This window comes from Neisseria animaloris (genome assembly GCF_900637855.1).
Taxonomy (GTDB): Bacteria; Pseudomonadota; Gammaproteobacteria; order Burkholderiales; family Neisseriaceae; genus Neisseria; species Neisseria animaloris.
On record NZ_LR134440.1, the window covers coordinates 1,083,076 to 1,106,317 of the forward strand.

The 23,242-nt window shown below is 54.1% G+C and carries 24 protein-coding genes; 13 read left to right on the forward strand and 11 right to left on the reverse strand.

Annotated elements, in window-relative coordinates; all coding sequences use genetic code 11:
• Window positions 1-25 precede the first annotated feature (25 nt).
• A complete protein-coding gene (locus EL216_RS05100; protein WP_085389287.1) occupies window positions 26-871 on the reverse strand; it encodes an RnfABCDGE type electron transport complex subunit B in 846 nt (281 codons plus the stop codon).
• A gap of 253 nt (window positions 872-1,124) precedes the next feature.
• The gene (locus EL216_RS05105; protein ID WP_085389286.1) at window positions 1,125-1,385 is read right to left on the reverse strand and encodes a hypothetical protein; all 261 of its coding nucleotides are present in this window, start codon (window positions 1,383-1,385) and stop codon (window positions 1,125-1,127) included.
• A 159-nt stretch (window positions 1,386-1,544) separates the two neighbouring features.
• Here EL216_RS05105 and EL216_RS05110 point away from each other — a divergent pair, with 159 nt between their 5' ends.
• Together EL216_RS05110 and EL216_RS05115 are read left to right on the forward strand one after the other, a co-directional pair.
• Window positions 1,545-2,978, forward strand: coding sequence for an NAD-dependent succinate-semialdehyde dehydrogenase (locus tag EL216_RS05110; protein WP_085389285.1), 1,434 nt, complete (start codon window positions 1,545-1,547; stop codon window positions 2,976-2,978).
• 80 nt (window positions 2,979-3,058) lie between these two features.
• On the forward strand, window positions 3,059-3,532 hold the full coding sequence (locus EL216_RS05115; protein ID WP_085389284.1) for a YchJ family protein: 474 nt from the start codon (window positions 3,059-3,061) through the stop codon (window positions 3,530-3,532).
• Window positions 3,533-3,846: 314 nt separating this feature from the next.
• Here the strand turns inward: EL216_RS05115 and EL216_RS05120 are convergent, their stop codons facing one another.
• Window positions 3,847-4,635 (reverse strand): inositol monophosphatase family protein, encoded by a 789-nt coding sequence (locus EL216_RS05120; protein WP_085389283.1) that lies wholly within the window; start codon window positions 4,633-4,635, stop codon window positions 3,847-3,849.
• A 146-nt stretch (window positions 4,636-4,781) separates the two neighbouring features.
• On the opposite strand from EL216_RS05120, the gene EL216_RS05125 reads away from it, so the two are divergent.
• Window positions 4,782-5,507 carry a 16S rRNA (uracil(1498)-N(3))-methyltransferase gene (locus tag EL216_RS05125; protein WP_085389282.1) on the forward strand — a complete coding sequence of 242 codons (726 nt, stop codon included), beginning with the start codon at window positions 4,782-4,784 and terminating at the stop codon, window positions 5,505-5,507.
• A 76-nt stretch (window positions 5,508-5,583) separates the two neighbouring features.
• Here EL216_RS05125 and EL216_RS05130 read toward each other — a convergent pair whose 3' ends face one another.
• The gene (locus EL216_RS05130; protein WP_085389281.1) at window positions 5,584-8,040 is read right to left on the reverse strand and encodes a heavy metal translocating P-type ATPase; all 2,457 of its coding nucleotides are present in this window, start codon (window positions 8,038-8,040) and stop codon (window positions 5,584-5,586) included.
• Here EL216_RS05130 and EL216_RS11420 point away from each other — a divergent pair.
• Both EL216_RS11420 and EL216_RS11060 read left to right on the forward strand, forming a co-directional pair.
• Window positions 8,028-8,153, forward strand: coding sequence for a hypothetical protein (locus tag EL216_RS11420; RefSeq protein ID WP_269471221.1), 126 nt, complete (start codon window positions 8,028-8,030; stop codon window positions 8,151-8,153). The genes EL216_RS05130 and EL216_RS11420 overlap by 13 nt on opposite strands.
• Window positions 8,154-8,500: 347 nt before the next feature.
• Window positions 8,501-8,638 (forward strand): hypothetical protein, encoded by a 138-nt coding sequence (locus tag EL216_RS11060; RefSeq protein ID WP_164713856.1) that lies wholly within the window; start codon window positions 8,501-8,503, stop codon window positions 8,636-8,638.
• Window positions 8,639-8,870: 232 nt separating this feature from the next.
• Here the strand turns inward: EL216_RS11060 and rfaD are convergent, their stop codons facing one another.
• The 3 genes from rfaD to pyrF form a co-directional block, all read right to left on the reverse strand.
• Window positions 8,871-9,872 (reverse strand): ADP-glyceromanno-heptose 6-epimerase, encoded by a 1,002-nt coding sequence (gene rfaD / locus EL216_RS05135; RefSeq protein WP_085389280.1) that lies wholly within the window; start codon window positions 9,870-9,872, stop codon window positions 8,871-8,873.
• A gap of 61 nt (window positions 9,873-9,933) precedes the next feature.
• Entirely contained in the window at window positions 9,934-10,917 is a 984-nt protein-coding gene (gene rfaE1 / locus EL216_RS05140) for a D-glycero-beta-D-manno-heptose-7-phosphate kinase (protein ID WP_269471222.1), read from the reverse strand.
• Between the two features lie 56 nt (window positions 10,918-10,973).
• Window positions 10,974-11,714: an orotidine-5'-phosphate decarboxylase gene (gene pyrF / locus EL216_RS05145; protein ID WP_085389279.1), complete on the reverse strand. Its 741-nt coding sequence runs from the start codon at window positions 11,712-11,714 to the stop codon at window positions 10,974-10,976.
• Window positions 11,715-11,897: 183 nt separating this feature from the next.
• Between pyrF and mnmC the strand changes: the two genes are divergently transcribed.
• Complete coding sequence (gene mnmC, locus EL216_RS05150) at window positions 11,898-13,619, forward strand: FAD-dependent 5-carboxymethylaminomethyl-2-thiouridine(34) oxidoreductase MnmC (RefSeq protein ID WP_085389278.1); 1,722 nt, start codon at window positions 11,898-11,900, stop codon at window positions 13,617-13,619.
• Between the two features lie 216 nt (window positions 13,620-13,835).
• Here the strand turns inward: mnmC and EL216_RS05155 are convergent, their stop codons facing one another.
• The 3 genes from EL216_RS05155 to EL216_RS05165 all read right to left on the reverse strand — a co-directional run bounded on the left by EL216_RS05155 (window position 13,836) and on the right by EL216_RS05165 (window position 15,427).
• Entirely contained in the window at window positions 13,836-14,369 is a 534-nt protein-coding gene (locus EL216_RS05155; RefSeq protein WP_085389277.1) for an alpha/beta hydrolase, read from the reverse strand.
• Window positions 14,370-14,384: 15 nt separating this feature from the next.
• The gene (locus EL216_RS05160; RefSeq protein ID WP_085389276.1) at window positions 14,385-14,582 is read right to left on the reverse strand and encodes a DUF1737 domain-containing protein; all 198 of its coding nucleotides are present in this window, start codon (window positions 14,580-14,582) and stop codon (window positions 14,385-14,387) included.
• Between the two features lie 68 nt (window positions 14,583-14,650).
• Window positions 14,651-15,427 carry an exodeoxyribonuclease III gene (locus EL216_RS05165; protein WP_085389573.1) on the reverse strand — a complete coding sequence of 259 codons (777 nt, stop codon included), beginning with the start codon at window positions 15,425-15,427 and terminating at the stop codon, window positions 14,651-14,653.
• 168 nt (window positions 15,428-15,595) lie between these two features.
• Here EL216_RS05165 and EL216_RS05170 point away from each other — a divergent pair, with 168 nt between their 5' ends.
• Window positions 15,596-15,871, forward strand: coding sequence for a type II toxin-antitoxin system RelB/DinJ family antitoxin (locus EL216_RS05170; protein WP_085389275.1), 276 nt, complete (start codon window positions 15,596-15,598; stop codon window positions 15,869-15,871).
• On the forward strand, window positions 15,849-16,115 hold the full coding sequence (locus EL216_RS05175; protein WP_085389274.1) for a type II toxin-antitoxin system RelE/ParE family toxin: 267 nt from the start codon (window positions 15,849-15,851) through the stop codon (window positions 16,113-16,115). Before EL216_RS05170 ends, EL216_RS05175 begins: the two co-directional genes overlap by 23 nt.
• Before the next feature lie 110 nt (window positions 16,116-16,225).
• On the opposite strand, the gene EL216_RS05180 is transcribed toward EL216_RS05175, so the two are convergent.
• Window positions 16,226-18,739, reverse strand: coding sequence for a TonB-dependent receptor plug domain-containing protein (locus EL216_RS05180; RefSeq protein ID WP_085389273.1), 2,514 nt, complete (start codon window positions 18,737-18,739; stop codon window positions 16,226-16,228).
• 241 nt (window positions 18,740-18,980) lie between these two features.
• On the opposite strand from EL216_RS05180, the gene pyrE reads away from it, so the two are divergent.
• The 5 genes from pyrE to menA all read left to right on the forward strand — a co-directional run bounded on the left by pyrE (window position 18,981) and on the right by menA (window position 23,130).
• Window positions 18,981-19,622, forward strand: coding sequence for an orotate phosphoribosyltransferase (gene pyrE / locus EL216_RS05185; RefSeq protein WP_085389572.1), 642 nt, complete (start codon window positions 18,981-18,983; stop codon window positions 19,620-19,622).
• A gap of 222 nt (window positions 19,623-19,844) precedes the next feature.
• On the forward strand, window positions 19,845-20,267 hold the full coding sequence (locus EL216_RS05190; RefSeq protein ID WP_085389571.1) for an MJ0042-type zinc finger domain-containing protein: 423 nt from the start codon (window positions 19,845-19,847) through the stop codon (window positions 20,265-20,267).
• Window positions 20,264-21,577, forward strand: a complete 1,314-nt coding sequence (gene argA, locus EL216_RS05195; RefSeq protein ID WP_085389272.1) for an amino-acid N-acetyltransferase — start codon at window positions 20,264-20,266, stop codon at window positions 21,575-21,577. The genes EL216_RS05190 and argA overlap by 4 nt, the downstream gene beginning before the upstream one ends.
• Before the next feature lie 125 nt (window positions 21,578-21,702).
• The gene (locus tag EL216_RS05200) at window positions 21,703-21,972 is read left to right on the forward strand and encodes an oxidative damage protection protein (RefSeq protein WP_085389271.1); all 270 of its coding nucleotides are present in this window, start codon (window positions 21,703-21,705) and stop codon (window positions 21,970-21,972) included.
• 252 nt (window positions 21,973-22,224) lie between these two features.
• The gene (gene menA, locus EL216_RS05205) at window positions 22,225-23,130 is read left to right on the forward strand and encodes a 1,4-dihydroxy-2-naphthoate octaprenyltransferase (RefSeq protein ID WP_085389270.1); all 906 of its coding nucleotides are present in this window, start codon (window positions 22,225-22,227) and stop codon (window positions 23,128-23,130) included.
• The last annotated feature ends 112 nt before the right edge of the window (window positions 23,131-23,242 follow it).

Sequence of the window (23,242 nt, forward strand, 5' to 3'; positions counted from 1 at the left end):
GCCTCTTCAATCTATCGCAACCCGTTTATTTGGCGGCTTTGGCTTCCTGAGCCGCTTTATATTCCCTCAGATACGCCAGTGCGGCAGCTTTTTCTTCTTCCGTGCCGTAACGCAAATCACGCTGGGCGCGGCGGAACGTAGCGCGTTCTTTCGCCTCTTCGAGCTGTCTGGCCTGATAAACCTCGCGGTTGGCAGAAGTTGTCCGCTGGGTTTGCTGCGCCTGTGCCCGCGCCATCGCCTGCGCAATCAGGTCAGCCGGATTAAACGCCGGCTTGGTTTCTGCTGGTTGCAGTGTCGTTTCACTTTGCAGGCGTGCTTTGGTAGCAGCCTCGCGTTGCGCCAACAATGTGCGGCGTTCTTCGGCATCCCGCTGCTTGCGTGCTTCACGCCGTTCGTAGCGGTGCAACGCATAAGCGGAAGCTGCAAAACGGGCTTCTCTTGATTGCTCGAAATCGCGCGATAAAGGCAGATAATCCGCTTCAACCGGCTGCATATAAATACAATCCACCGGACACGGTGCCACGCACAAACCGCAACCCGTGCATTCTTTTCGGATAACGGTGTGCATTTGTTTGGACGCGCCCATAATTGCATCAACCGGACAAGCTCGGATACAGGCCGTACAGCCGATACAGGCAGCTTCGTCTATCCATGCCAATGCTTTTTCTTGAATTTTGGCCGGTTTCAGCGGTGCTTTGCCGAGCATACCGGCGATATCCAACATTACCTCTTCACCTCCCGGCGCGCACAAATTCACCTCTGCATTTCCGTTTACCAATGCTTCGGCATAAGGCAGGCAGCCCTGATAGCCGCATTCGCGGCATTGGGTTTGAGGTAAAAGTTTATTGATGCAGTTGACGGTGATATTCATTGAAACGGCTTGGTATCGGGAAAGTGCTTATTTTAACAGATTGATACCGGTTTTTATGAATACCCATCAATACGGCGTATCGAGAGACGGCCCGGTAGTGTTTTTAACCGTTTTTAAATATTCCCTTTACTGAAACTCTTCTTTAAAAAAGAGCCGGGAACATCGGAATCCGGCAAAACAATATATTCATTGTCCAATCCTTGCTGCTCCGGTTTTGGTTTCCTTTCTTTCTCATGCGTCTTATTTCTTATTCTCACAGACATTCGGGCATCAAACATCTTTCCATATCAATATGCATAATTGTTTTTACAAAACTCATAAACCACAAAGCAGTATCTTTGCCGGTATGCCCAACAAAATTTGTTACACCGTCAGGCTCCGTAAAACCTAGGCCAAACCCTATCCTGCCGATAACGCCAAAATGCTGTTTCATAACCACCTTTTTTATTGGTCCGCCCCGATTAATAAAAAGTTGCCGAAACATCGGCAGTAATAATGAGAAAATCCATATCATTTTTTTGCGTTGCTTTTACTCGAACCGGTTTGCTTTATTTTTGTAGGCCGTCTGAAAAATCTTTCAGACGGCCTACAAAACAAGCCCAACCCATAGATTTAAAAGCCTGTTGGTTATATTATCTCCCTCTATATCCCGCCCAACGAAGGAGGCAGAATAATGAAAACCATTGAGCAATTATTACAACATCCCGATGTCGTCTTTTCACCCACAGCAAACAGTATCGCCGTACACAACCCTGCCACCGGCGACACGTTGGCCTATGTCAAAACCACCTCGCCAAACCGCCTGAACGAATTGATCGAACGCGCCGCAGTAGCCCAGAAACAATGGGCGGCACAAACCGCTCTGGAGCGTGCCGATATTTTGTGGCGTTGGTACGCGTTGATAAAAGACAATAAAGAAAACCTCGCCCGCCTGATGACGATGGAACAAGGCAAACCGCTTGCCGAATCGCGCGGCGAAATCGATTACGCCGCCTCGTTTATCCGCTGGTTCGCCGAAGAGGCTCGTCGTATCGACGGCGATATATTCACCAACGTGAAGCACGCACAAAAGCTGCTGGTGGTTAAGCAGCCCATCGGCGTTACCGCCGCCATCACGCCGTGGAACTTCCCCGCCGCCATGATTACCCGCAAAGCCGCGCCCGCGCTGGCCGTCGGCTGTGCCATGTTGGTCAAACCCGCCGGCCAAACACCTTTAAGTGCCTACGCCCAAGCCGTGCTGGCTTATCAAGCGGGCATTCCGAAAGATTTGTTTGTGATCGTGAGCGGTAAAGCGGCCGAAATCAGCGATACTTTCGCGCAAAACCCGCTTATCCGCAAAATCAGCTTTACCGGCTCCACCGAAGTGGGCATCCAAATTTTCCGCAACAGCGCGGAACACATCAAAAAACTGAGTTTGGAACTGGGCGGCAACGCACCGTTTATCGTGTTTGACGATGCCGACTTGGACAAAGCCGTAGAAGGAGCGTTGACCAGCAAATTCCGCAACAGTGGCCAAACCTGCGTGTGCACCAACCGCCTGTATGTGCAGGCGGGCGTATATGAAGAATTCTGTCGCCGCATCTCCGGCAAAGCGGCCGCACTTAAGCCGGGCAACGGTTTGCACGAAGGCGTGCGGCAAGGCCCGCTGATTGACGAAAAAGCCGTCCGCAAAGTGGAAGAACATATCGAAGACGCTTTGTCCAAAGGCGCAAGCTGCCTTACCGGCGGCAAGCGCAGCAGCTTGGGACGGACGTTTTTCGAGCCGACCGTATTGCGCGACGTTACTGCCGACATGCTGGTAGCGCACGAAGAAACTTTCGGCCCGTTATGCCCGATTTTCAAATTCGACACCGAAGAAGAAGCCCTCTGGCAAGCCAACGATACCGGCTTCGGCTTGGCCTGCTATCTGTTCACCAGCGACACCGCCCGCCAATGGCGCGTGGCCGAAGCGCTGGAATACGGCATGGTCGGCATCAATACGGGCATCATCAGCAACGAAGTCGCCCCGTTCGGCGGAGTGAAAATGAGCGGACTCGGACGAGAAGGCAGCAAATACGGTGTCGACGAATATCTCGAAATGAAATACATGTGCCTTGATTTGAGTTAAACCCGCACACTGTCGGAGGCCGTCTGAAAACATTGTTCAGACGGCCTCGTATCCTCCCTACAATCATCAAACCGCCTATCATGCCGTCTTCACAAAACTGCCCTTGCCAATCCGGTAAACCCTATGCCGACTGTTGCGCCCCCTTTCACGAAGGAACACAGCTCCCGCCCACGTCCGAAGCCCTGATGCGTTCGCGTTATTGCGCTTATGTACTGCACGATATCGATTACATTGTCGCCACCACTGTGCCCGAACAGCAGCCGCTGCTGGATAAGGCCGCCATGTCGGAATGGAGCCGCAACACACAATGGCTGGATTTAGAGGTGCTGAAACATATTCCGAATATCGGCAAACACCATGCCCAAGTGAAATTCAAAGCCTATTTTGAAGAAAACGGCGGCAGGCAGAGCCATCACGAACTTTCCGCTTTTGTGAAACCGCAACAACGCTGGTACTTTATCGATCCCACCGTGCCGTTACCCGCCCTGAAACAGCCGTGCATTTGCGGCTCCGGTAAAAAATTCAAACAATGCTGCGGCCGGTTTTTCAAATAACCCTACCGCTGCCGAGCTGTTCGGCGCGAAAACCTTTCTTGCAAAAAAATCAGGCCGTCTGAAACTTTATTGTTCAGACGGCCTTTGTATCCATATATGCTTTACAGATAAAAAAAACCATCCATACCAAGGGAGAAGTATGAATGGTCAATTACATTGCGGGAAAACGTCTTACTGTTTCAACTGCTTTAAGGGAGAAAAGCAATCTCTGTCAGTGATGAATATTCTAGCGGAGTTAGCATTAAATTGCGTTAAGCTGTGCAAGATTTCTTCTTTTTACATTCACATTCGTTTGTAATCAGGCCGTCTGAAAACTATTGGTTTTCCCGTATCCATTTAAGCCAGCGGGCAAAAAGCCCTTGATGCAGCCCGGCGACTACCGAACGCTTGAACACATGTTCGCCGCTCCAAAAATCATCACCTTCCAAAGTGGCGAGAGAACCGCCCGCTTCTTCCAGAATCAGCGCACCGGCGGCGTAATCCCACAACTTCTGCCCGCCGTGCACATAAATATCGTAGCGGCCTGCAGCCAGATAACACCAGTCGAGCGTGCTGCTGCCCATGCTGCGGAGGCTGCCGAACGGAGCCAGCGTATTCATGCGGCTGGACAGTTTGCCGGAACGCAAATATTTGATTTCCACACCGGCAATCGCTTCATGAAGCTGTTTTTCCACATTGCGGGCCGGCAGCGGACGGCCGTTGAGAAACGCGCCTTTGCCTCGTTCGGCATAAAAACATTCGTCGCTCACGGGGTTGTAAATCACGCCCATTTGCGAGCGGCCGTTTTTCACATAGGCGCAGGAAAGGGCGAAATGCGGCAGGCCGTTGATGAAATTATTGGTGCCGTCGATCGGATCGACCACCCAAAGCCCTTGCCGATTGTGCTTCCATAATTCCATCTGTCGTTTCGAAGTCATTTCCTCACCCAACATCGGGCAGTCGATAATTTCAGGCAGCCTCTCCGCAAATGCCGCCTGTGCTGCCAAATCGGCTTCGGTAAGCGTCGAACCGTCAGGCTTCCGGCTGACGGCGACATCAAGAAAACGCGGCATCACTTCGCTGCGCGCCACTTCGCGTACCAGCACATGCAATTTGTCTAACACGGTTTTTCCTTAATCGTTATTATTGATTTGCCCGACCGTTAAAGCGGCGGACGGCAGCAACGGTTTGCCATCGGGCCGCCGGCACTTGCCATTTCACGCCGAAAAAGTCAATATTAGCTTTTTTCCGCCAACAACCACAACCGAACATGCCCCGTTTTTACGTTTCCTCCGAACTACACTCCGAACAAACACTTCAACTACCTGACAATGTCGTGCGCCACCTGCATGTTTTACGAATGAGACCACACGAAGAAATCGTTTTATTCAACGGTAACGGCAAGGCTTATCCCGCCCGCCTGACTCTTCTGGAAAAACGCCGCGCCGAAGCGGAAATTTTACGCGAAGAGCCGACCGGCAACGAATCGCCGCTGCGGATTACGCTGATACAGGCGGTGTCGGGGGGCGAACGCATGGATTTTACCCTGCAAAAAAGCGTCGAGCTCGGCGTGGCCGAAATCCGCCCCGTTTTGAGCGAGCGCTGCGTGGTGCGCTTGGACGGCGAACGTGCCGACAAACGGGTGGCGCGCTGGCAGGAAATCGTGATTGCCGCCTGTGAACAAAGCGGGCGCAACGTCGTGCCGCAGGTGTTGCCGCTGACTTCATACAAAGAAGCCCTGAACCGCCTGCCCGAAGCCGATGCCCGCCTGCTGATGAGCCTGAACAACGCCCGCAGCTTGAATGCCGTTGCCTCCGCTCCGCAACGCATCACGTTTATGGTCGGCCCCGAAGGAGGATGGACGGCAGCGGAAGAGCAAACGGCTTTTAATGCGGGGTTCCAATCGGTTACGCTGGGCCCGCGCGTATTGCGTACAGAAACGGCTTCACTGGCCGCCATTGCCGCCATGCAGACTTTATGGGGCGATTTTGTTTGAAGCCCAGCCGCATTGCCAAAAGGCCGTCTGAAAAAGTTTATTCTATAAAACAAAACTTTTCAGACGGCCTTTTCCATCATTTGTCTTTCTTCAATAGCCTTAAGGCATTGGCCGATACCAGCAGCGAACTCAAGCTCATGCCCAGTGCGGCAATCCACGGGGTAACAAACCCCAGCACCGCCAGCGGCACGGCAATCAGGTTATACATACTCGCCCAAGCCAAGTTTTGCCGGATAACGCTACGGGTTTTCCTCGCTTGCCGCACCATCAGCGGCAGCACGCGCATGTCGTCGTTGAGCAGCACCACGTCCGCTCCGTCTCGGGCAATATCCGCGCCGCCCGCCACAACCACCGATACGTCGGCCTGCGCCAGCACGGGCGCATCGTTGATGCCGTCGCCGACCATCAGCACCTTCCTACCCTGCCGTTGCAGGGTTTCGACATAGGCCAGTTTGTCTTCGGGCGAGGCTTCGGCATGGTATGCGTCCAAGCCGAGCTGCCGTGCCACCGTTTCGACGGCCATGGTACGGTCGCCGCTCAACACATGCAGGCGCGCGCCTTGCGATTTGAGTTCAGCCAACATGTCGGCAATACCGCTTTTCACTTCGTCTTCCAGCAAAAAGGCCGTCTGAAAACCTTGTTGGTTGCCGAGATAAACCATGCTGCCGCTGTGTTCGATACGGGCATCTTCGGGCAGCCTGCCGGCGATTTCCGCTACAAATTCCGCCCGGCCGACCGCCCAGATTTGCCGTTTGCCGTTCACTTCCACCTGCGCGCTCACACCGTAGCCGACGCGGTTGATGCGCTGCTCGGTACGGATATCGGGCATAACATCGCCATCGTTTGCATTGCAGCTCAAAATCGCCCGCGCGATCGGATGTTCGGACTGCATTTCCAAAGCCTGCGCCACGGCAAGGGCTTCGGCGGTTTTCAGACGGCCTAAAGGAATGATGCGGGAAACCGTCAGCATGCCTTTGGTAAGCGTGCCGGTTTTATCAAACACCACATCGTCGATTTGCGACAAAGTTTCCAAACTTTGGCTGCCACCCACCAAGATGCCGTCTGAAGCCAACGTACCGGTGGAAGCCGCCAGCGCGGTCGGGGTGGCCAGCGACAACGCGCACGGGCAGGTGATCACCAGCAGCGACACGGTAATCCACAACGCGGTCATCGCGTCGGCGTAAATCGTCCAACCGGCAAACACCGGCACCGCTAACACCAGCAGGCTCATCACGAAAGACGAAGCATATTTGTCGGCCAGCTCGGCCAAACGCGGCTTTTGCGCCAGCGCACGGTCGAGCAGTTTGGCAATGTGCGACAAGCGGGTATCGCTGCCGACGGTATCGGTTCGGATAACCAGCGGGCTTGCCGTATTCAACGTGCCCGCCACCACCGCCGCGCCCTGCCGCTTCGCCACCGGCAGGCTTTCGCCGGTAAGCATGGCCTCGTTTACTTCGCTCTCTCCGGCCAGCACCGTGCCGTCCACCGGAATCACTTCGCCCGCGCGCACCACAATCACATCTCCCGACTGCAACTGCACCACTGCCGCCTCTTCGCCGGCCTCGCTTTCGGGATAAGCGGGCAGCTTGTGGCAGAACGCAGGCACCAGCTTCACCAGCCGCTCCGCCGCGTCTCCCGCCTTGCGCCGCGCGATTTGCTCCATATAACGCCCGCCCAGCAGCAGAAACACAAACATGGCGATAGATTCAAAATACAAACCCTGCCCCGCATTGCTGAGCAGCCCGTAAATACCGGCAGTAAAAGTCAGAATGATGGCAATCGCCACCGGCGTATCCATACCGATGCGGCGGTTTTTGAGGTCGCGCCAAGTGCCCTGATAAAACGGCACGGCGGAATAAAACATGGCGGGCAGCACCATCAGAAATGCGCCCCAATGCAGAATACCCAGATACAGCGGTTCGATTTCGTTGCCGTAAAGATAAGTGGGCACGGCAAACATCATCGTTTGCATCATAGACAACCCCGCCACGGCAAGACGGATGAGCGACTGCTTGCGCTCTTTCTGCGCCTGCTCTTCCACCTTCTGCGCATCATAAGGCGCGGCGGTGTAACCCGTATTTTGTATGCGCAGCAAAATATCGGACAGCGCCGCCCGGCTGCTGTCCCACAACACGCGCACGCGGCGGGTGCTGTAATTCAAATCCACCCGCAACACGCCGTTCAAACGCAAAAGCTGTTGTTCGATCAGCCATACGCACGCCGCACAAGTGATGCCGCCGAGCATCAGCACCGCTTCGCGCTCGTTACCCTCTCCCGTTTCCACAAACCCCGCCTGCACCTCGGGCAGGTCGTACAGCTTGATTTGGTCGAGCACTTCCTGCGGCGGCAAAGCGGCTTTTTCCGCATCAGCGGTACGCTGCTTGTAATAATTGCCCAAGCCGGCATCGATAATGCTCTGCGCTACCGCCTGACAGCCTGCACAACAGGCGGGATGGGTTTCGTTTTCGTATTGAATGGGTAAGTCGATGTTTTCGGGCACGTCCAGCCCGCAATGGAAGCATGTTTTTTTCATGGGCAACGATTGTACGCGCAGGGCTTTTTTCGGGCAATGAAACCGCTTTTTCAGACGGCCGTGAAGAGTCGGGTATCAACCGGAGTTATCGTACGGGAGCAGCCAACTTTTAATCTGTACCTCCATATCCGCACTGCCGTCGACTTTTACCTTAAACAATCGTCATACTCATTTTGGTTAAATTATTCGGCAAAATTTTTAAAAAGCCTCCCCAAACTACTTTCTTTTATTTTATTAGGTTAAAAAATCTATTTATCATTGACATTATATTACTCAAATTTACAACATTATTTTGTAATATCTTCCCCGTTTCAATCGATTTAAACCATAAGCATTGACGGCAAGGCTTTTTAATTTCATAATTTTATGCAATTAAAGTGTAGTCAAAACAAATATAACAAAATAAAAGAAGTTTCTTTCCTTCCAAACATTCGAAAACATTTCTTTACTCGGAGAACCCATGATTGACCGTCTTATGCCTATTTTCGCCGTAATCGGCGTGCTATCCACTATCGGCTACATAGGGCTGACTGCGTGGGTTATGTATGACAATTTCAATAAAAGCAAAAAGAAAACGTTGCCCGGTTCGCACCGTTAGCAATGCTTGTTATGTTTGTAAAAAAATCCCTCCCAAACACACGCACCCTTTCTTAAAAATCAAAAATCCGACAAAACAAAACCGATAAATCATTGCTGAATAAAGGCCGTCTGAATCTTTCAGACGGCCTCTTTTTTGTTTTCAACCTGTAAACCCAACCGTTTCGGCCCATACCGGTATCTTTAAAGAAAAGCCGAAACAGTCGACACAACTTTTTAAAAACGCTGCCCGCTTACAGATTTATCAACATCCAGTGCACATAACGGCTTACACCTTCGTCGACATCTAAAAACGCTTCTTCGTAACCGGCTTCGCGCAAACGCGAAATATCGGCTTCGGTAAAGCTCTGGTATTTGCCTTTGAGCGAATCGGGGAACGGAATGTAGCGGATCAACTCTTCTTTAACCAATTCCTGAAGGCTCATCGCAGGTTTGCCCTCGGCCACACGGCAGGCGTTGACGGTTGCGGCGGCCAAATCGTTAAACGGCTGGCTACGGCCGGTGCCTAGATTGAAAATACCTGATTTTTCAGGGTTGTCGAAGAAGAACAGGTTCACTTTCACCACATCTTCCACACTCACGAAATCGCGGGTTTGCTCGCCGTTGCCGTAGCCTTCGTTCTCGCCGAACAAATTCACATAGCCCTGCTCGCGGTATTGGTTGAAATGGTGGAACGCCACCGAAGCCATGCGGCCTTTGTGCTGTTCGCGCGGGCCGTACACATTGAAATAGCGGAAACCGGCCACTTGCGCGGTCAAGCCCTCTTCCATGCGGCGGCGCACCACTTGGTCGAACAGGAATTTGGAATAGCCGTACACGTTGAGCGGTTTTTCCAATTCGCGCTCTTCGCGGAAAATCTCGCCTTTGCCGTACACTGCCGCGCTGGAGGCGTATAAAAACGGAATACGTTCGTCCTGACACCAATCGAGCAGATCGAGGCTGTATTGGTAGTTGTTGTCCATCATATACAGGCCGTTGTGCTCCATAGTGTCGGAACACGCACCGTCGTGGAACACGGCTTCGATATCGTCAAACGGCAGCAGATGCTCGCGCACTTGGCGGATGAACTCATGTTTGTCGAGATAATGGGCGATTTCGCACTCGGCCAGATTTTTGAATTTCTCGCCGCGGGTCAGGTTATCAACGGCAATGATGTCGGTAATGCCGCGTTCGTTCAGGGCCTTGACGATGTTGCTGCCGATAAAGCCGGCGGCACCGGTTACGATGATGGTCATAATCTTTTCCTTTTGGTCTTTAAAATAGGGGCTGGCCGTATGAAAGCGAACTTGATGACTTTCAGACGGCCTGTTGTTCCTTCAAAGCCGCGCTGAGTTCGTCAAACGAACACACCGCCGTACCCAGTTTCGCCACCACCACACCGGCGGCGGTGTTGGCAATGTGCATGGCTTCGGGCAGGCCGAAACCGGCGGCCATACTCAAACCCATGCTGGCAATCACAGTGTCGCCTGCGCCGGATACGTCGTACACCTCTTGGGCGCGGGTGGGCTGGTGGTCGATTTGGCTGCTGCGAAACAGCGTCATGCCCTCTTCGCTGCGGGTCAGCAGCAGGGCTTCCAATTCCAAATGGCGGCGCAGGTTTTGGGCTTTTTCGGTCAATTCCGCTTCATCGCGCCAACTGCCCACCACTTCTTTCAGTTCGGCGCGGTTGGGCGTAAGCAGGGTGGCTCCGGCGTATTTTTCGTAGTCGTCGCCTTTCGGGTCGATCAATACGGGCTTGCCTGCCAAGCGCGCCCATTCGATCATGGAAGCAACGTGCAGCAGGCCACCTTTGCCGTAGTCGGACAGCACCACGACATCGTATTCCGGCAGCAAGGCGCGGTATTGTTCTTTGACCGAATCGAGAATCTCGCGGTGCGGCATTTCTTCAAAATCGAGGCGGATAAGCTGCTGGTTGCGGGCGACGACGCGCAGTTTGACGGTGGTGGAAATTTCTTTGTCGCGCATCAGATACGAAGCCACGCCGTCTTGCTGCATCAATTTTTCCAGCGCATCGGCGGCTTCATCGTTGCCGGTAACCGACAGTAACGCCGCTTTGCCGCCCAACGAGGCGATGTTGCGGGCAACGTTGGCGGCACCGCCCGCGCGTTGGTCGGTACTGGCGATCTTGGCAATCGGCACGGGGGCTTCGGGAGAAATGCGGGAAACGTCGCCGAACCAGTAACGGTCGAGCATCACGTCGCCCACCACTAAAACGCGCGCTTGTGCCAAACGCGATTGTAATTGTTGTATATCGGTGTTGAGTACCATAGGAATATCCATTGTTAGCTACATTTTCAGACGGCCTCTTCATGCTGCGAGAGGCCGTCTGAACATATTTAAACCGAAATCTGATTGGCAGCCGCATTCACTTCGCGCAACACGGCCACGGGGTCGGCTGCCTGCGTAATCGGCCGCCCCATCACCAAATAGGTGGAACCCGCCGCCAACGCTTGCGCGGGGGTCATGATGCGGCGTTGGTCGTCGCTGTTGCCGGCGGTATCCAAGCGGATGCCGGGCGTAACCAGCACAAATTCTCCGCCCAACTCGCGGCGCAGCGGTGCGGCTTCATGGGCGGAACAGACTACGCCGTCCAAACCGGAACTTTGCGCCAGCTTCGCCCAACGCAACACCAATTCTTCTATCGGTTGATTGAGGCCGATTTCGGCAAGGTCGCCCTGCTCCATGCTGGTCAGCACGGTAACGCCGATCAGCAGCGGTTTTTGCGCATGGTTGGCCACGGCTTCGGCGGCGGCTTCCATCATGCGGCGGCCGCCAGAAGCGTGCATGTCCACCATCCACACGCCCATATCGGCCGCTACTTTGCAGGCGTGGGCTACGGTGTTGGGAATGTCGTGGTATTTCAAATCGAGAAACAGTTTGAAGCCTTGATTGATCAGCTTTTCGGCCAAACTGCGGCCGGTGGCGGTAAACAGTTCTTTGCCGATTTTCAGACGGCATAGGGAGGGATCGAGACGGCGCACAAAGGCAAGCGTGTCGTGTTCGTTGGCAAAGTCCAAAGCCACAATCACGGGCGTGCGGGCGGATTCGGTTTGGAAGTCGGCGATTAATGGATTCATAACGGGTTCCGTGGCATATTTTCAGACGGCCTGCGGCTCGTGATGCAACAGCTTAGCATGGCTTGCCGCCGCAGGCCGTCTGAAATCATAAAATCGCACAAATTTTAGCAGCTTTCCAACCTGTTTGTCCGCCGTTTGCTCGTGATAAACTGGCTGCCCACACTATTTTCAGACGGCCTCATCATGAATTATCTTGCTTGGAACCACCCGCCCGCGCTTAGCTGTTTGGCCGATGCCGTCCGCAGCCATGCCAAACCGCTGTATCTGATCGTGTGCATGCCCGACCGCCGCATCCCCGAATTCAGACCGTCTGAAAACGAGCTTTGCGAGTTTCGCCAAACCCCATGCGCGGAAGAAAGCGCGCTGTGGCAAGCCATAGCGGGCAAACTCGGCTGCATCCAATTCAACGGAGCCAACGTGCTGGAAAACATCCTGCCCGGCGTGCATTTATGGCTGATGCCGTCTGAAAACTCCGCGCGGCTGGGCGAGCATTTTCCGCAACCCGTGCAATGGCAGACCGAATCCGTGCCGCAACTGCCGCCGCAACCGCTCAAACCGTGGTTCAGGCCGTCTGAACACCGCGCCGCACCCAATCGTGCCGTTATCGTCGGCGCGGGCATTGCCGGTGCTGCCACCGCCCGCGCGCTGGCGGAACACGGCCTGCCCGTTACCGTGCTGGAAGCCGCCGAACCCGCCAACGCCGCGTCCGGCAACCGCCAAGGGCTGCTGTATGCCAAGATTTCGCCGCACAACACCGAGCAGACCGAACTGCTGCTGTGCGGCTACGGCTACACCCGCCGCCTGCTCGCAACCCTGCTGCCCGACCGCGAAAGCTGGGGCGGAAACGGCGTGCTCTATCTCAACCACAATGCCGAAGAAACCCGCCGCAATCAGGCTTTGGCCGCGCACAGCCATCATGCCCACCTTTACCGCCCCGTCGATGCCGACGAAGCCGCGCAGATTGCCGGCATCGAAACCGCACAAAGCGGCCTGTATTGGCCGCAAGGCGTGTGGCTGAACCCGCCCGCGTTCGTCCGCGCCCTGCTCGACCATCCGCTGATCGAACTGCACACCCGCACGCCGGTGCTTGCCGCCGAACACGACGGCAACAAGTGGCAAGTCCGCACGCCCGAACGCACCTTCAGCGGCAGCCATTTGATTTACTGCACCGGCGCGCGCAGCCCGCAAGCCGCCGACCCCAACGTATCCGCCCTGCCTTACCGCTTGGTGCGCGGACAAACCGACCTTGCCGCCGCCGTGCCGTATTCCGAACAACTGCGCTGCGCCCTTTCCGGCGCCAGCTACATCAGCCCCACATGGCAAGGCTTGCACTGCTACGGCGCAACCTTCGTCCAGCACGACACCGGCACCGACTGGCGCGAAAGCGACCGCCAAACCAACCGCGCCAACCTGCACGAGTTAAACGCACAACTGGCCGCGCAACTGCTTTGGCAAAGCTCACCAACTTCGCTTTGGCGAAACTCGCAAAGCTCGCTTTCAAACGGCCTTGACGGTTCTGACCAACAGCACAGGCCGTCTGAAACCCGTTCAGACGGCCCCACCCCGCAAGGCCACGCCGCCCTGCGCTGCGACAGCCCCGACCACCTGCCCATCGTCGGCGCACTCGGCAACATCGCCGCCATGCAAAACGTGTATGCCAAACTCGCCCTCGACAAAAACTACCGCCTCAACGCCCCCTGCCCCTACCTGCCGAACGCCTACATCAACACCGCCCACGGCAGCCGCGGGCTGGCCACCGCCCCGATTTGCGCCGCCGCCGTCGCCGCCGACATCCTCGGCCTGCCCAACCCGCTGTCGCAAAGAATCCGCCACGCCCTCGCCCCCAACCGCACCGTTATCCGTGCCATCGTGCGGCAGCAGCCGTTGTTGGGAAAGGCCGTCTGAAATGGTTTGAGGTTTTCAGACGGCCTATAATCAATCAACTTATTTTTAATACAAGGCAGCAAGCCACAGACGGTACGGGTAATACGGCAAGGTGCAGCAACGCCGTAGTAAAAATTAAGTTGACTGACTATAAAAACGGCTCGGAACCGTTGCCGAATGATGGTATGCAACGCTTCCGAGCCTTTGTTCATGCGTGTTCGGTATCACACCGCTTGCTCACGCCAGCAGCATTTCCTGCAACAGCTTCATCCCCCACTGCCAGCCGTGCAAAGGCGCATTCAGACGGCCTTCGTGAGGCGACACCAGCAACCGCACGCCCCAAAGCCGTGCCTGCTGCTGCGCCCACGGCTGCGGGCAATCATCGTCGTGCCGACCGATAACCAGAGCCGTTTTGCAATGGCAGCGCACCCGTTGCAAAGTGTGGCATTCGTCATCAGGAAACGCGCTTTGCAGCGGCGACACCAGCATCATGTCGCGGATACGCTTCTGCATATTCACGTCGGCCAGATACAGCCACGCCAACCAGCCCGACACGCCCGCACCATGCGCGACAACGGCGACATTGTGCCCGTGTATGCTGTTCCATGCCGTCTGAACCGCCTCCTGCCATTGCCGGATACTTTGCCGGCGCGACACTTCAACCGTCCGCACGGTCGGATAGCTGACCGCCCAGCGGTCAATCCACATTTCCGGCTCATCGGCATCGCGTATCAGCAGTAGGGTTAAATCTTCTAAATCGCCCGGTTTCATGGTTTCAGACAAGCATCAGTAATCACGCAAAGGTTTATCGGGGTCGTAAGCGCCTTCCAATTCTTTCACTACGGCCTGCCCCACCTGCACGCCGTCGGGCGTGTAGGTCATGACGGGGTTGCCGTATAAATCCCAACCTTGTTGCAGAGCTTCGGTTACGCGGCGGCAGAACACGGCATCATCAGGGCCGGTGAGCATGCGGTAAACTTTCATATCGTTCCTCCTCCGAATCAGAATTCAGACAGGCATTGTAACGAATGCCTGTCTGAAAAGAGTGGGTATTAAAATGAATAATCGTACGCCACCACCAACGGCGCATGGTCTGAAAATTTTTCTTCTTTATACACATGCGCCTCCACCGCTTTGGCCGCCAGATCGGGCGTAACCATGTGGTAGTCGATACGCCACCCCACATCGTTCGCATACGCCTGCCCGCGGTTGCTCCACCAAGTGTAGCCGGGCACTTCGGGATACAGCTTACGCCACATGTCCACCCAGCCCAATTCGGCAATCACTTTGCCTATCCACGCGCGTTCTTCGGGCAAAAAGCCCGAGTTTTTCTGATTGCCCTTCCAGTTTTTCAAATCAATGTTTTGATGGGCGATATTCCAATCGCCGCACACTACGATATCGCGGCCTTCCGCTTTCATTTCCGCCAGCATGGGGTAAAACGCGTCTAAAAAACGGTATTTCAACTCTTGGCGTTCGGGCGCACTGGTACCGCTGGGCAGATAAAGCGAAATCACGCTCAATTTACCGAAATCAGCACGCACGAAACGGCCCTCGCTGTCGAATTCTTCAATGCCCATGCCGATTTGCACATTGTCGGGGCGTTGCTTGCTGTACACCGCCACGCCGCTGTAACCGCGTTTTTCGGCGCAATGCCATACGCCGTGCATACCGTGCGGATTTTTCATATCGTCCGACAAATCCGGCTCTTGGGCTTTCAATTCCTGCACGCACACAATGTCGGCACCCGACGCAGCGATGTATTCGTGAAAGCCTTTTTTATAGGCGGAGCGGATGCCGTTAACGTTGGCTGAGATGATTTTCAACATGATGAATGTATTGGAACCGAGAAAATAAAACGCGATTGTAGCAGAAGTTTTCCGGGCTTTGAGGCCATCTGAAAAAAGAGAAACGGGTGTTTCCATTTCATTGCCACTTGCATTTTCAGACGGCCTTTAGGATAATTTGTTTATCAAATGATAAACAAAGGAAAGCAAATGGCTGCCAATGCACTTGTGAGCGTACGCATCAACGAAGATGTGAAAAACCAAGCCAGCGCAGTATTGGCCGGTGCGGGTTTGACCATCTCCGACGTCATCCGCATGACGCTGACCAAAATCGCCACCGAGCAACGCTTCAGCTTCGACTACCAACCCAACGCCGAAACCGCACGCGTTTTAACTGCCATGCAAAACGGCACGGAAACCCTGCATCGCGCCGACAGTGTGGAAGCATTGATGGAACGGCTGAATGAAAGCGATCGAGTTCAGTAACGCATTCAAACGCGATTTCAAAAAATATCCTGCGCTGGCGCTGTCAACGCGCTGGATTGAAGCACTCTACTGTATATGCAGCGAACAAACTCTGCCGCCTAAATTTTGCGACCACGCGCTCACGGGCAACTGGCACGGCTTTCGCGACTGCCACATCGAGCCTGATTTGGTACTGATTTACCGCCATACGGAAAACACAGTCGAACTGGCACGAATCGGCACGCACTCCGCGCTATTCGGCTAACCAAACAGTTTCTGCACAAACGTCAGCCAAGCATGGTCGACCTATGGTTTTAATCTAAAAGGCCGTCTGAAATTTAATTTTCAGATGGCCTCTTTATCTTGTCCTTTGGTTTACCAAGAATATTTCGCCCCCAGCCAGAATTGGCGGCCGATTTTATACGACACGTCGCGTTTTTTCTCCTGCCATTCGGGGGTATAAACTTTTTTGCCGACGATTTTGCGGTTAAACACGTTCAACACGTCCAAATTCACTTCCACCTTTTTCGTTTTCGCCAGCGGTTTTGCCCACGAGAAATGCCAGTCTGCCATCAGCGCGGAATTGTATTTGATTTGGTCGAACTTGCTCAGGTTGCCTACATAGCCTTGGCACAGCCGTGCGCGTTCGGGCGTGCAGCGGATGTTTTCCTGCGTGTATTCCACCGTGCCGGGCGAATAACGCCAGCGTTGCGTCCAGGTAAAATACCACTTGGGCACGGCGAGTTCGGTTTCGATAAAGGCATTCCACGGCTGGTTGAAATCCATTGCGGGCAAGTTGTCGGGATCTTTCAGCTTGCCGTCTACCAATACTTTTTTCACGTTCCATTCGCTCCAGTCGTAGCGTTGGAACGTGCCGATTTGGTTGGAGCGGCGTTTGTTGTAATCGGCACCTGCCCGCCAACTGAGCAGGGTCGGGCCGAGCGTCCACGGGCGGTTCAAGCCGGCGGTAAAGCTGAAGGTGTCGTTGTCGGAACGGCCGGTATTGGCCAACACACGGTAGGTTTGGCCGCTTTCATCGGTTTTTTCTTTGGTTAAAAACTGGTTGCGGCTGTTGCGGCGCACCCATTTCAACTGCCATTCGCTGTTGCCGATATGCTGGCGCAGGCCCAAATTCCATTCGTTGCTGTACGGCGTTTTCAAATCGCTACCGTCGTAACGCGGTTCTTTCAACTCGCGCGATGTCCACGGGTCATCTATCTCGAAGCGGTCGAAATTGCGTTGGAACACATGTGCGCTGCGTAATTTGTAGGTCAGCATTTCGCTGCCGTAATAACGGTTGGCTCCGCCGAACACATGCAGTTTGGCCGCTTTCAACGGCAGGCGGTAATCGAATGCAAACCGCGGTGCGATGTCGGTATTTTTCAGAAAGCCGTTGTAATCCAAGCGGATACCCGGCTTCAAACGCAGATTGCCTTTTTCGATATCGTCTTCAAGATAAAGGGAGAGATTATGCGTGCCTACTTTGATGTTGGCCGGATAGTTGTAGGCATAGCTGGTAAAGAACTGTTCGCCCGGAATACATTCGGTGCAATCCTTACGGTCGGTTTTTCGTGAGCCGCTGTAAATAATGGTGGGCTTTTTGCGCTCGAAGCCTTTATCGGCATATTCCGCCTCCCAACCTGCGTTGAAGCGGTGTTTCCAACCGCGCCAGTCCGCTTCGTTAAACTCGAAATGCTGTTGCAGGTTGATATGCTTGCCAAACGAACGGCTGGTGCCTATGCCGCCCACGGCCGCTTCATCCACTTCGGGATGGGTTGTCCAGTTTATCGACGGCGTGTCGTCGTTGTAGCGGTATAAATTGTCTTGGTCGTAAGCGGTTTTTTCTTCGGTGCTGCGGTAGCTCAATTTGGTCTGCATCCTGCCGAAACCGGCGTAGCGTTCCCAATCCAAATCAAAACGCCAGCCGCCGCCGCTGTTGGTAAAGCGGCCGTCTTTATAGTTGGCCGGATGGTAAGTGGCATAATGCGGCGAATATATTACCGTTGCCGACAGATTGTTATCGTCGTCGATACGGTGCGTGCTCCGCAACAAAAAGGTTTCAGCCAAACGCCTTTGCTTGGTCGACTGTTTCAGATGCTGATGGAAAAAAGGAATCGAAGCACGCTGGCGGCTATACGAAAACAGCACCGCCGAATCTTTGCCGACAGGTTGGTTTACCGTGAGAGTGGATTCATGCTTGGTAAATTTCGGCTGCGTGTTGGACGACTGCGCCTCGCGGTATTCGTCGGCATACAGCGGGTCGATATAATGATGCGTCCAAGTGTGGCGCGTGGTGCGGTACGACAGGCTGCCGAATGCTTTTTCTCTGTTTGCCTTGATTAAATCGGCATCCACCACGCCGCCGGTAAAGCGGCCGTAGCGGGCGGAAATATTGCTGTCTTTTACCTTAATGTTTTCCACCAGCGAAGGACTGATCCAAAACGCCTGCGGATGGCCTGCGGGCAGCGCGCCCACCGTGTGCGAATTTACCGTATCCGCATCCAACTGCGTATCGGAGCCGTTGTGCGCGGGGTTGAGATTGCTGTCGTTGCTCACTCCGTCTATTGCAAAACGGTTGTTGTAAAACTTCTCGCCGTGAAATGAAATATTCGGCGGTGCAATTTCTCCCGCACTGTCGGCCGTGCCTTCGGTATTGGAAAACTGCACGCCCGGGCTGGTGCGCAACAAATCATTGATGGTGCCGTTGCCTTTAGGCGTGTCGGCAATTCTTTTTTGATTCCACACATTCCCTTCAGACTTGGCGGTGTAACGCTCTCCTTTCACTACAACCATATCTAAAGCCACTTTTTCATCTTGAACAGGTTCCGCCGACAACACCGAATGAACAAACACCAACGACACGCCCAAAGCTATTTTTGTTTTTTTCATCTTCCGACTCTCAATTTACAAAATGTTATACCATAACAATTATACGTAAACTTGCGTTATTGAGAAAAGAAAATTGAAACATTAAGCTGTGCGGTAATTTTGCAAAAACTGCTTCCACAACACCTCAAAAATGCCGCAGTAATATTTGCCGATGCTTGCGGTTTTATTTCAGACGGCCTGTTGCCGCTTGCTTCCTTCGGCTATAATCGGCTTTATTTTTCTGCTGGAAAGAACTGCAAAAATGTCCGATTTCCGTCAAGATTTCCTCAAATTCGCGCTTGAACAAAATGTTTTGAAGTTCGGCGAATTCACCACCAAAGCAGGCCGTCAGTCGCCTTATTTTTTTAATGCCGGTTTGTTTAACGACGGCGCGTCCACTTTGGCGTTGGCCAAATTCTATGCACAAGCGATTATCGAGAGCAAAGTCGAATTCGATATGCTGTTCGGCCCGGCCTACAAAGGCATTATTCTGGCGGCGGCCACCGCTATGATGCTGGCTGAAAAAGGTGTGAATGTGCCGTTTGCCTACAACCGCAAAGAAGCGAAAGACCACGGCGAGGGCGGCGTGTTGGTGGGTGCCCCGCTCAAAGGCCGCGTGTTGATCATCGACGATGTGATTTCGGCAGGCACTTCGGTGCGCGAATCGGTTAAGCTGATTGAGGCGGAAGGCGCAACGCCTGCAGCCGTTGCGATTGCACTCGACCGCATGGAAAAAGGCACGGGCGAACTTTCCGCCGTGCAGGAAGTGGAGCAACAATACGGACTGCCGGTGGTGTCGATTGCCAACTTGCGCGATTTGCTGGCTCTGCTGGAAAACAACGCCGAATTCGGTGCTTATCTGGAACCGGTACGCGCTTACTGCGAACGTTACGGCGTGGCTTGAAGCCCTCAATATAGCGTTTGTCTGTCCGAATAAGCTGCCCGGCACATGTTTTCAGACGGCCTCCTGCCGTCTGAAAAAATTTATACGCAAATCGAACATATCGCTGCACTTTTAGACACAAAAGCCGCCGCAACTCCGAATCTTCACAGGCTTAACTACACAGGCCGTCTGAAAACACTTAAAATACCCGTTCAAACAATAACTTTAAATCAAGAAAATACCATGCTCGTAAGCGTCTGTCCTCACTGCAAAACCCGCCACCGGGTGAAAGATACGCAATTGAATGTTGCGCAAGGTTTCGTTGTATGCAGCAAATGCGAAGGCCTGTTTCAGGCCAAAGACTATATGCGCGAAATGCCGGACAATGCCAAAGCCGACCAGCTTCCCTATGCGGTTACCGACGTTAAACTCGTCCACAGCATCGGCCCCCAAGTACGCACCCGCAAAGCCATGACCAAACACGAAATTGCCGACGTACTCGACAATCTTTTGCCTGACGACGGCAAAACAACAAAAAGTGCCGCGCCCGCCCGCGCCCAACGCGGCAACAAGGCAAAACAGGAAAACATTAACTGGACCCTTGCTTCGTTTGTGGCACTTACCGTATTGATTATGCAGCTTTTCTATCTGATTTTATTAAGATGAACACTGCTGTTGACTTTGTGCGCGACTTCCGTGAAGCCGCCCCCTATATCAACTATCTGCGCGGCAAAACGCTGGTCATCGGCGTATCGAGCAGCCTGCTTTCCGGTTCCGCACTCAACACCCTTGCCGCCGATTTGAACCTGCTTGCCAGCTTGGGCGTGCGGCTGGTTGTCGTGCACGGCTCCCGCGCCCAAATCAATGCCTTGGCCGAAGCCGACCGCCACACGCCCCAATACCATAACGGCCACCGTATCACCGATGAAACCACGCTCACTTATGTCAAACAGGCCTGCGGTATGGTACGCAGCGACATCGAAGCCGCCCTGTCCATCGGCATTTCCCGCGCACCCCAACGCGGCAGCTCGTTAAGCGTGGCCGGCGGCAATTTTGTTACCGCCCGCCCTTACGGTGTGATTGATGGAATCGACATGGGCTACACGGGGCACATCCGCAAGATCGACACCGACAGCATACGCCAACGCCTCGATAACGGTGCGTTGGTATTAATCAGCCCGCTGGGGCATTCACTCAGCGGCAAAACCTTCAACTTGAGCATGAGCGATATTGCCGAGGCCGCCGCCATTGCCCTGCAAGCGGAAAAACTGATCTACCTTGTCGAGCAAGAAGGCATTATCAATACGCAGGGCAATGTATTCCGCAACCTTTCCGCGCAAGAAGCCCGTATCCTGATTGAAACCGACCGCCACCATCCCGCCCAAAGCCGCCTGCTGCAATCCGCCATCAATGCGGTGGAAAGCGGCGTACAGCGCACTCATGTGCTCAGCGGACGACAGGACGGTAGCTTGATCGGCGAGCTGTTTTCGAGGCAGGGGGTCGGCACATCCATTGCCTGCGGTGCCTTTATGAACATACGCCGAGCCGAAATCAGTGATATTTCCGACATCATCACCCTCATCCGCCCGCTCGAAGAACAAGGCATCCTGTTGCGCCGCAGCCGCGAATACCTCGACGAACACATCAACGAATTTTTCGTTTTGGAACACGACCGCCAAATCTACGGCTGCGCGGCTCTGAAAACTTTTGCCGGCAGCTCCGACGGCGAACTGGCCGGTTTGGTTGTTTCCCCCGAAGCCAGAAAAGGCGGTTACGGCGAATTGTTGCTCGAACATCTGATTAACGAAGCCCGCACCCGCAAAATACGCACCTTGTTCGCCCTTTCCACCCAAACCGGCGAATGGTTTGTCGAACGCGGTTTTCAGACGGCCCCTGTGGAAGAGTTGCCCGAACAGCGGCAACGCGAATACTACGAAAGCGGCCGCAATTCGCAAGTATTCGCCTACTACCTTTAACCTGCCTGCAAAAAGCGGCCGGTCGAAAGCGAACCGCGGCACCATCGGCCCGGGCAATATACAAACCCGTCTTGCTCCGCTACAATCAAGACCATCTGAAACACTACATTCAAAAGGAAACCGACATGACCCGCATGGTTCACTGCATCAAACTCGGCAAAGAAGCCCCCGGCATGAAATTCGCCCCGCTGCCTAACGAGCTGGGCAAGCGCATTTTTGAAAACGTATCCCAAGAAGCATGGGACGCTTGGACGCGCCACCAGACCATGCTCATCAACGAAAACCGCCTCAGCCTCGCCGATCCGCGTGCACGCGAATATTTAGCGCAGCAAATGGAAAACTACTTCTTCGGCGACGGAGCCGACCAAGTGCAAGGCTATGTGCCGCAGAAATAATCTTGCCGGATTGCTTTCGGAAAACAAGGAAAGGCCGTCTGAAAACAGTTTTCAGACGGCCTTTGCTTATATCGGCTGCCAACTTGAAAGTTAATATTTCATAAGCGGAAAACTACCGCACTTTCCCAATATCAAATCTACCCACATTTGGCAAAACTTCCCTGTAATCCCCCGTTATTGTATCCACATCAAATACTTTCAGACGGCCTCATATATAATCAGGCACTCTCTTTTACCTTCCGCAAATACCTTATGGCTTTCAAACACTGGCTCGCCGCCGCCCGCCTGCGCACTTTGCCGCTAGCCGCTGCGTCTGCATTATGCGGCAGCGTGTCGGCAGCCCTAAATCAGCAAAGCAATCCGCCGGTTTTGGTGTTATGCGTCATGACCGCCGTCGCCTTGCAAATATTCAGCAATTTGGCCAATGATTACGGCGATGCCTGCAACGGTGCCGATTCTGCTGCACGCCGCGGGCCGGAGCGCATGGTCGGTGCCGGACACATCAGCCGTACCGCCATGAAACGCGGGCTGGTTGCCGCCGCCGTTATCTGCTGCGCGCTCGGCATCTCCCTTTTAGCAGCCGCCCTGCCCTCCATCGGCATGAGCGGACTGCAAAACTGGCTGTTGTGGCTGCTGCTCGGTGCGGCGGCGGTGGCGGCGGCATTCGCTTATACGGCCGGTAAAAACCCTTACGGATACGTCGGTTTGGGCGATTTGGCCGTGCTGGTTTTCTTCGGCTGGCTCGGCGTGCTCGGTTGCGAATATCTGCAAACAGGCCGTCTGAACACATGGTCGTGGCTACCCGCCACCGCACTCGGATTGTGGTGCAGCATGGTGTTGAACATCAACAATATGCGCGATATCGACAGCGATTCGGCCGCAGGTAAAACCACCGTCGCCGTGCGCTTGGGGCTGCGCCGCGCCAAGCTGTATCACACTGCTTTGCTGGCAGCGGCAGGATTGATGTGGTGGCGGTGGCTGCCCCGGTATTTCAGCACAACATCTGTAAGCCGTTTGCATGCTTTTCTACTGGCAGCATCACTCATCCACTTGTATTTTCTTAAAAAAGCCCAATCTTGCGCGCAGCTCGACAAACTGCTGCCGCAATGGAGCATCACGGTTTTGCTGTGGGTGCTGCTGTTGTGGCTGCATGTGTGAAGCCGATCGGCGGCACTTCAAACCGATTGCGATAATTTTGCGCCAAAATCTTTGATTTGCTGCTAAAATCTTTTTTCATTCATTTTTTACACACATTCCTCAAATAGGGAGC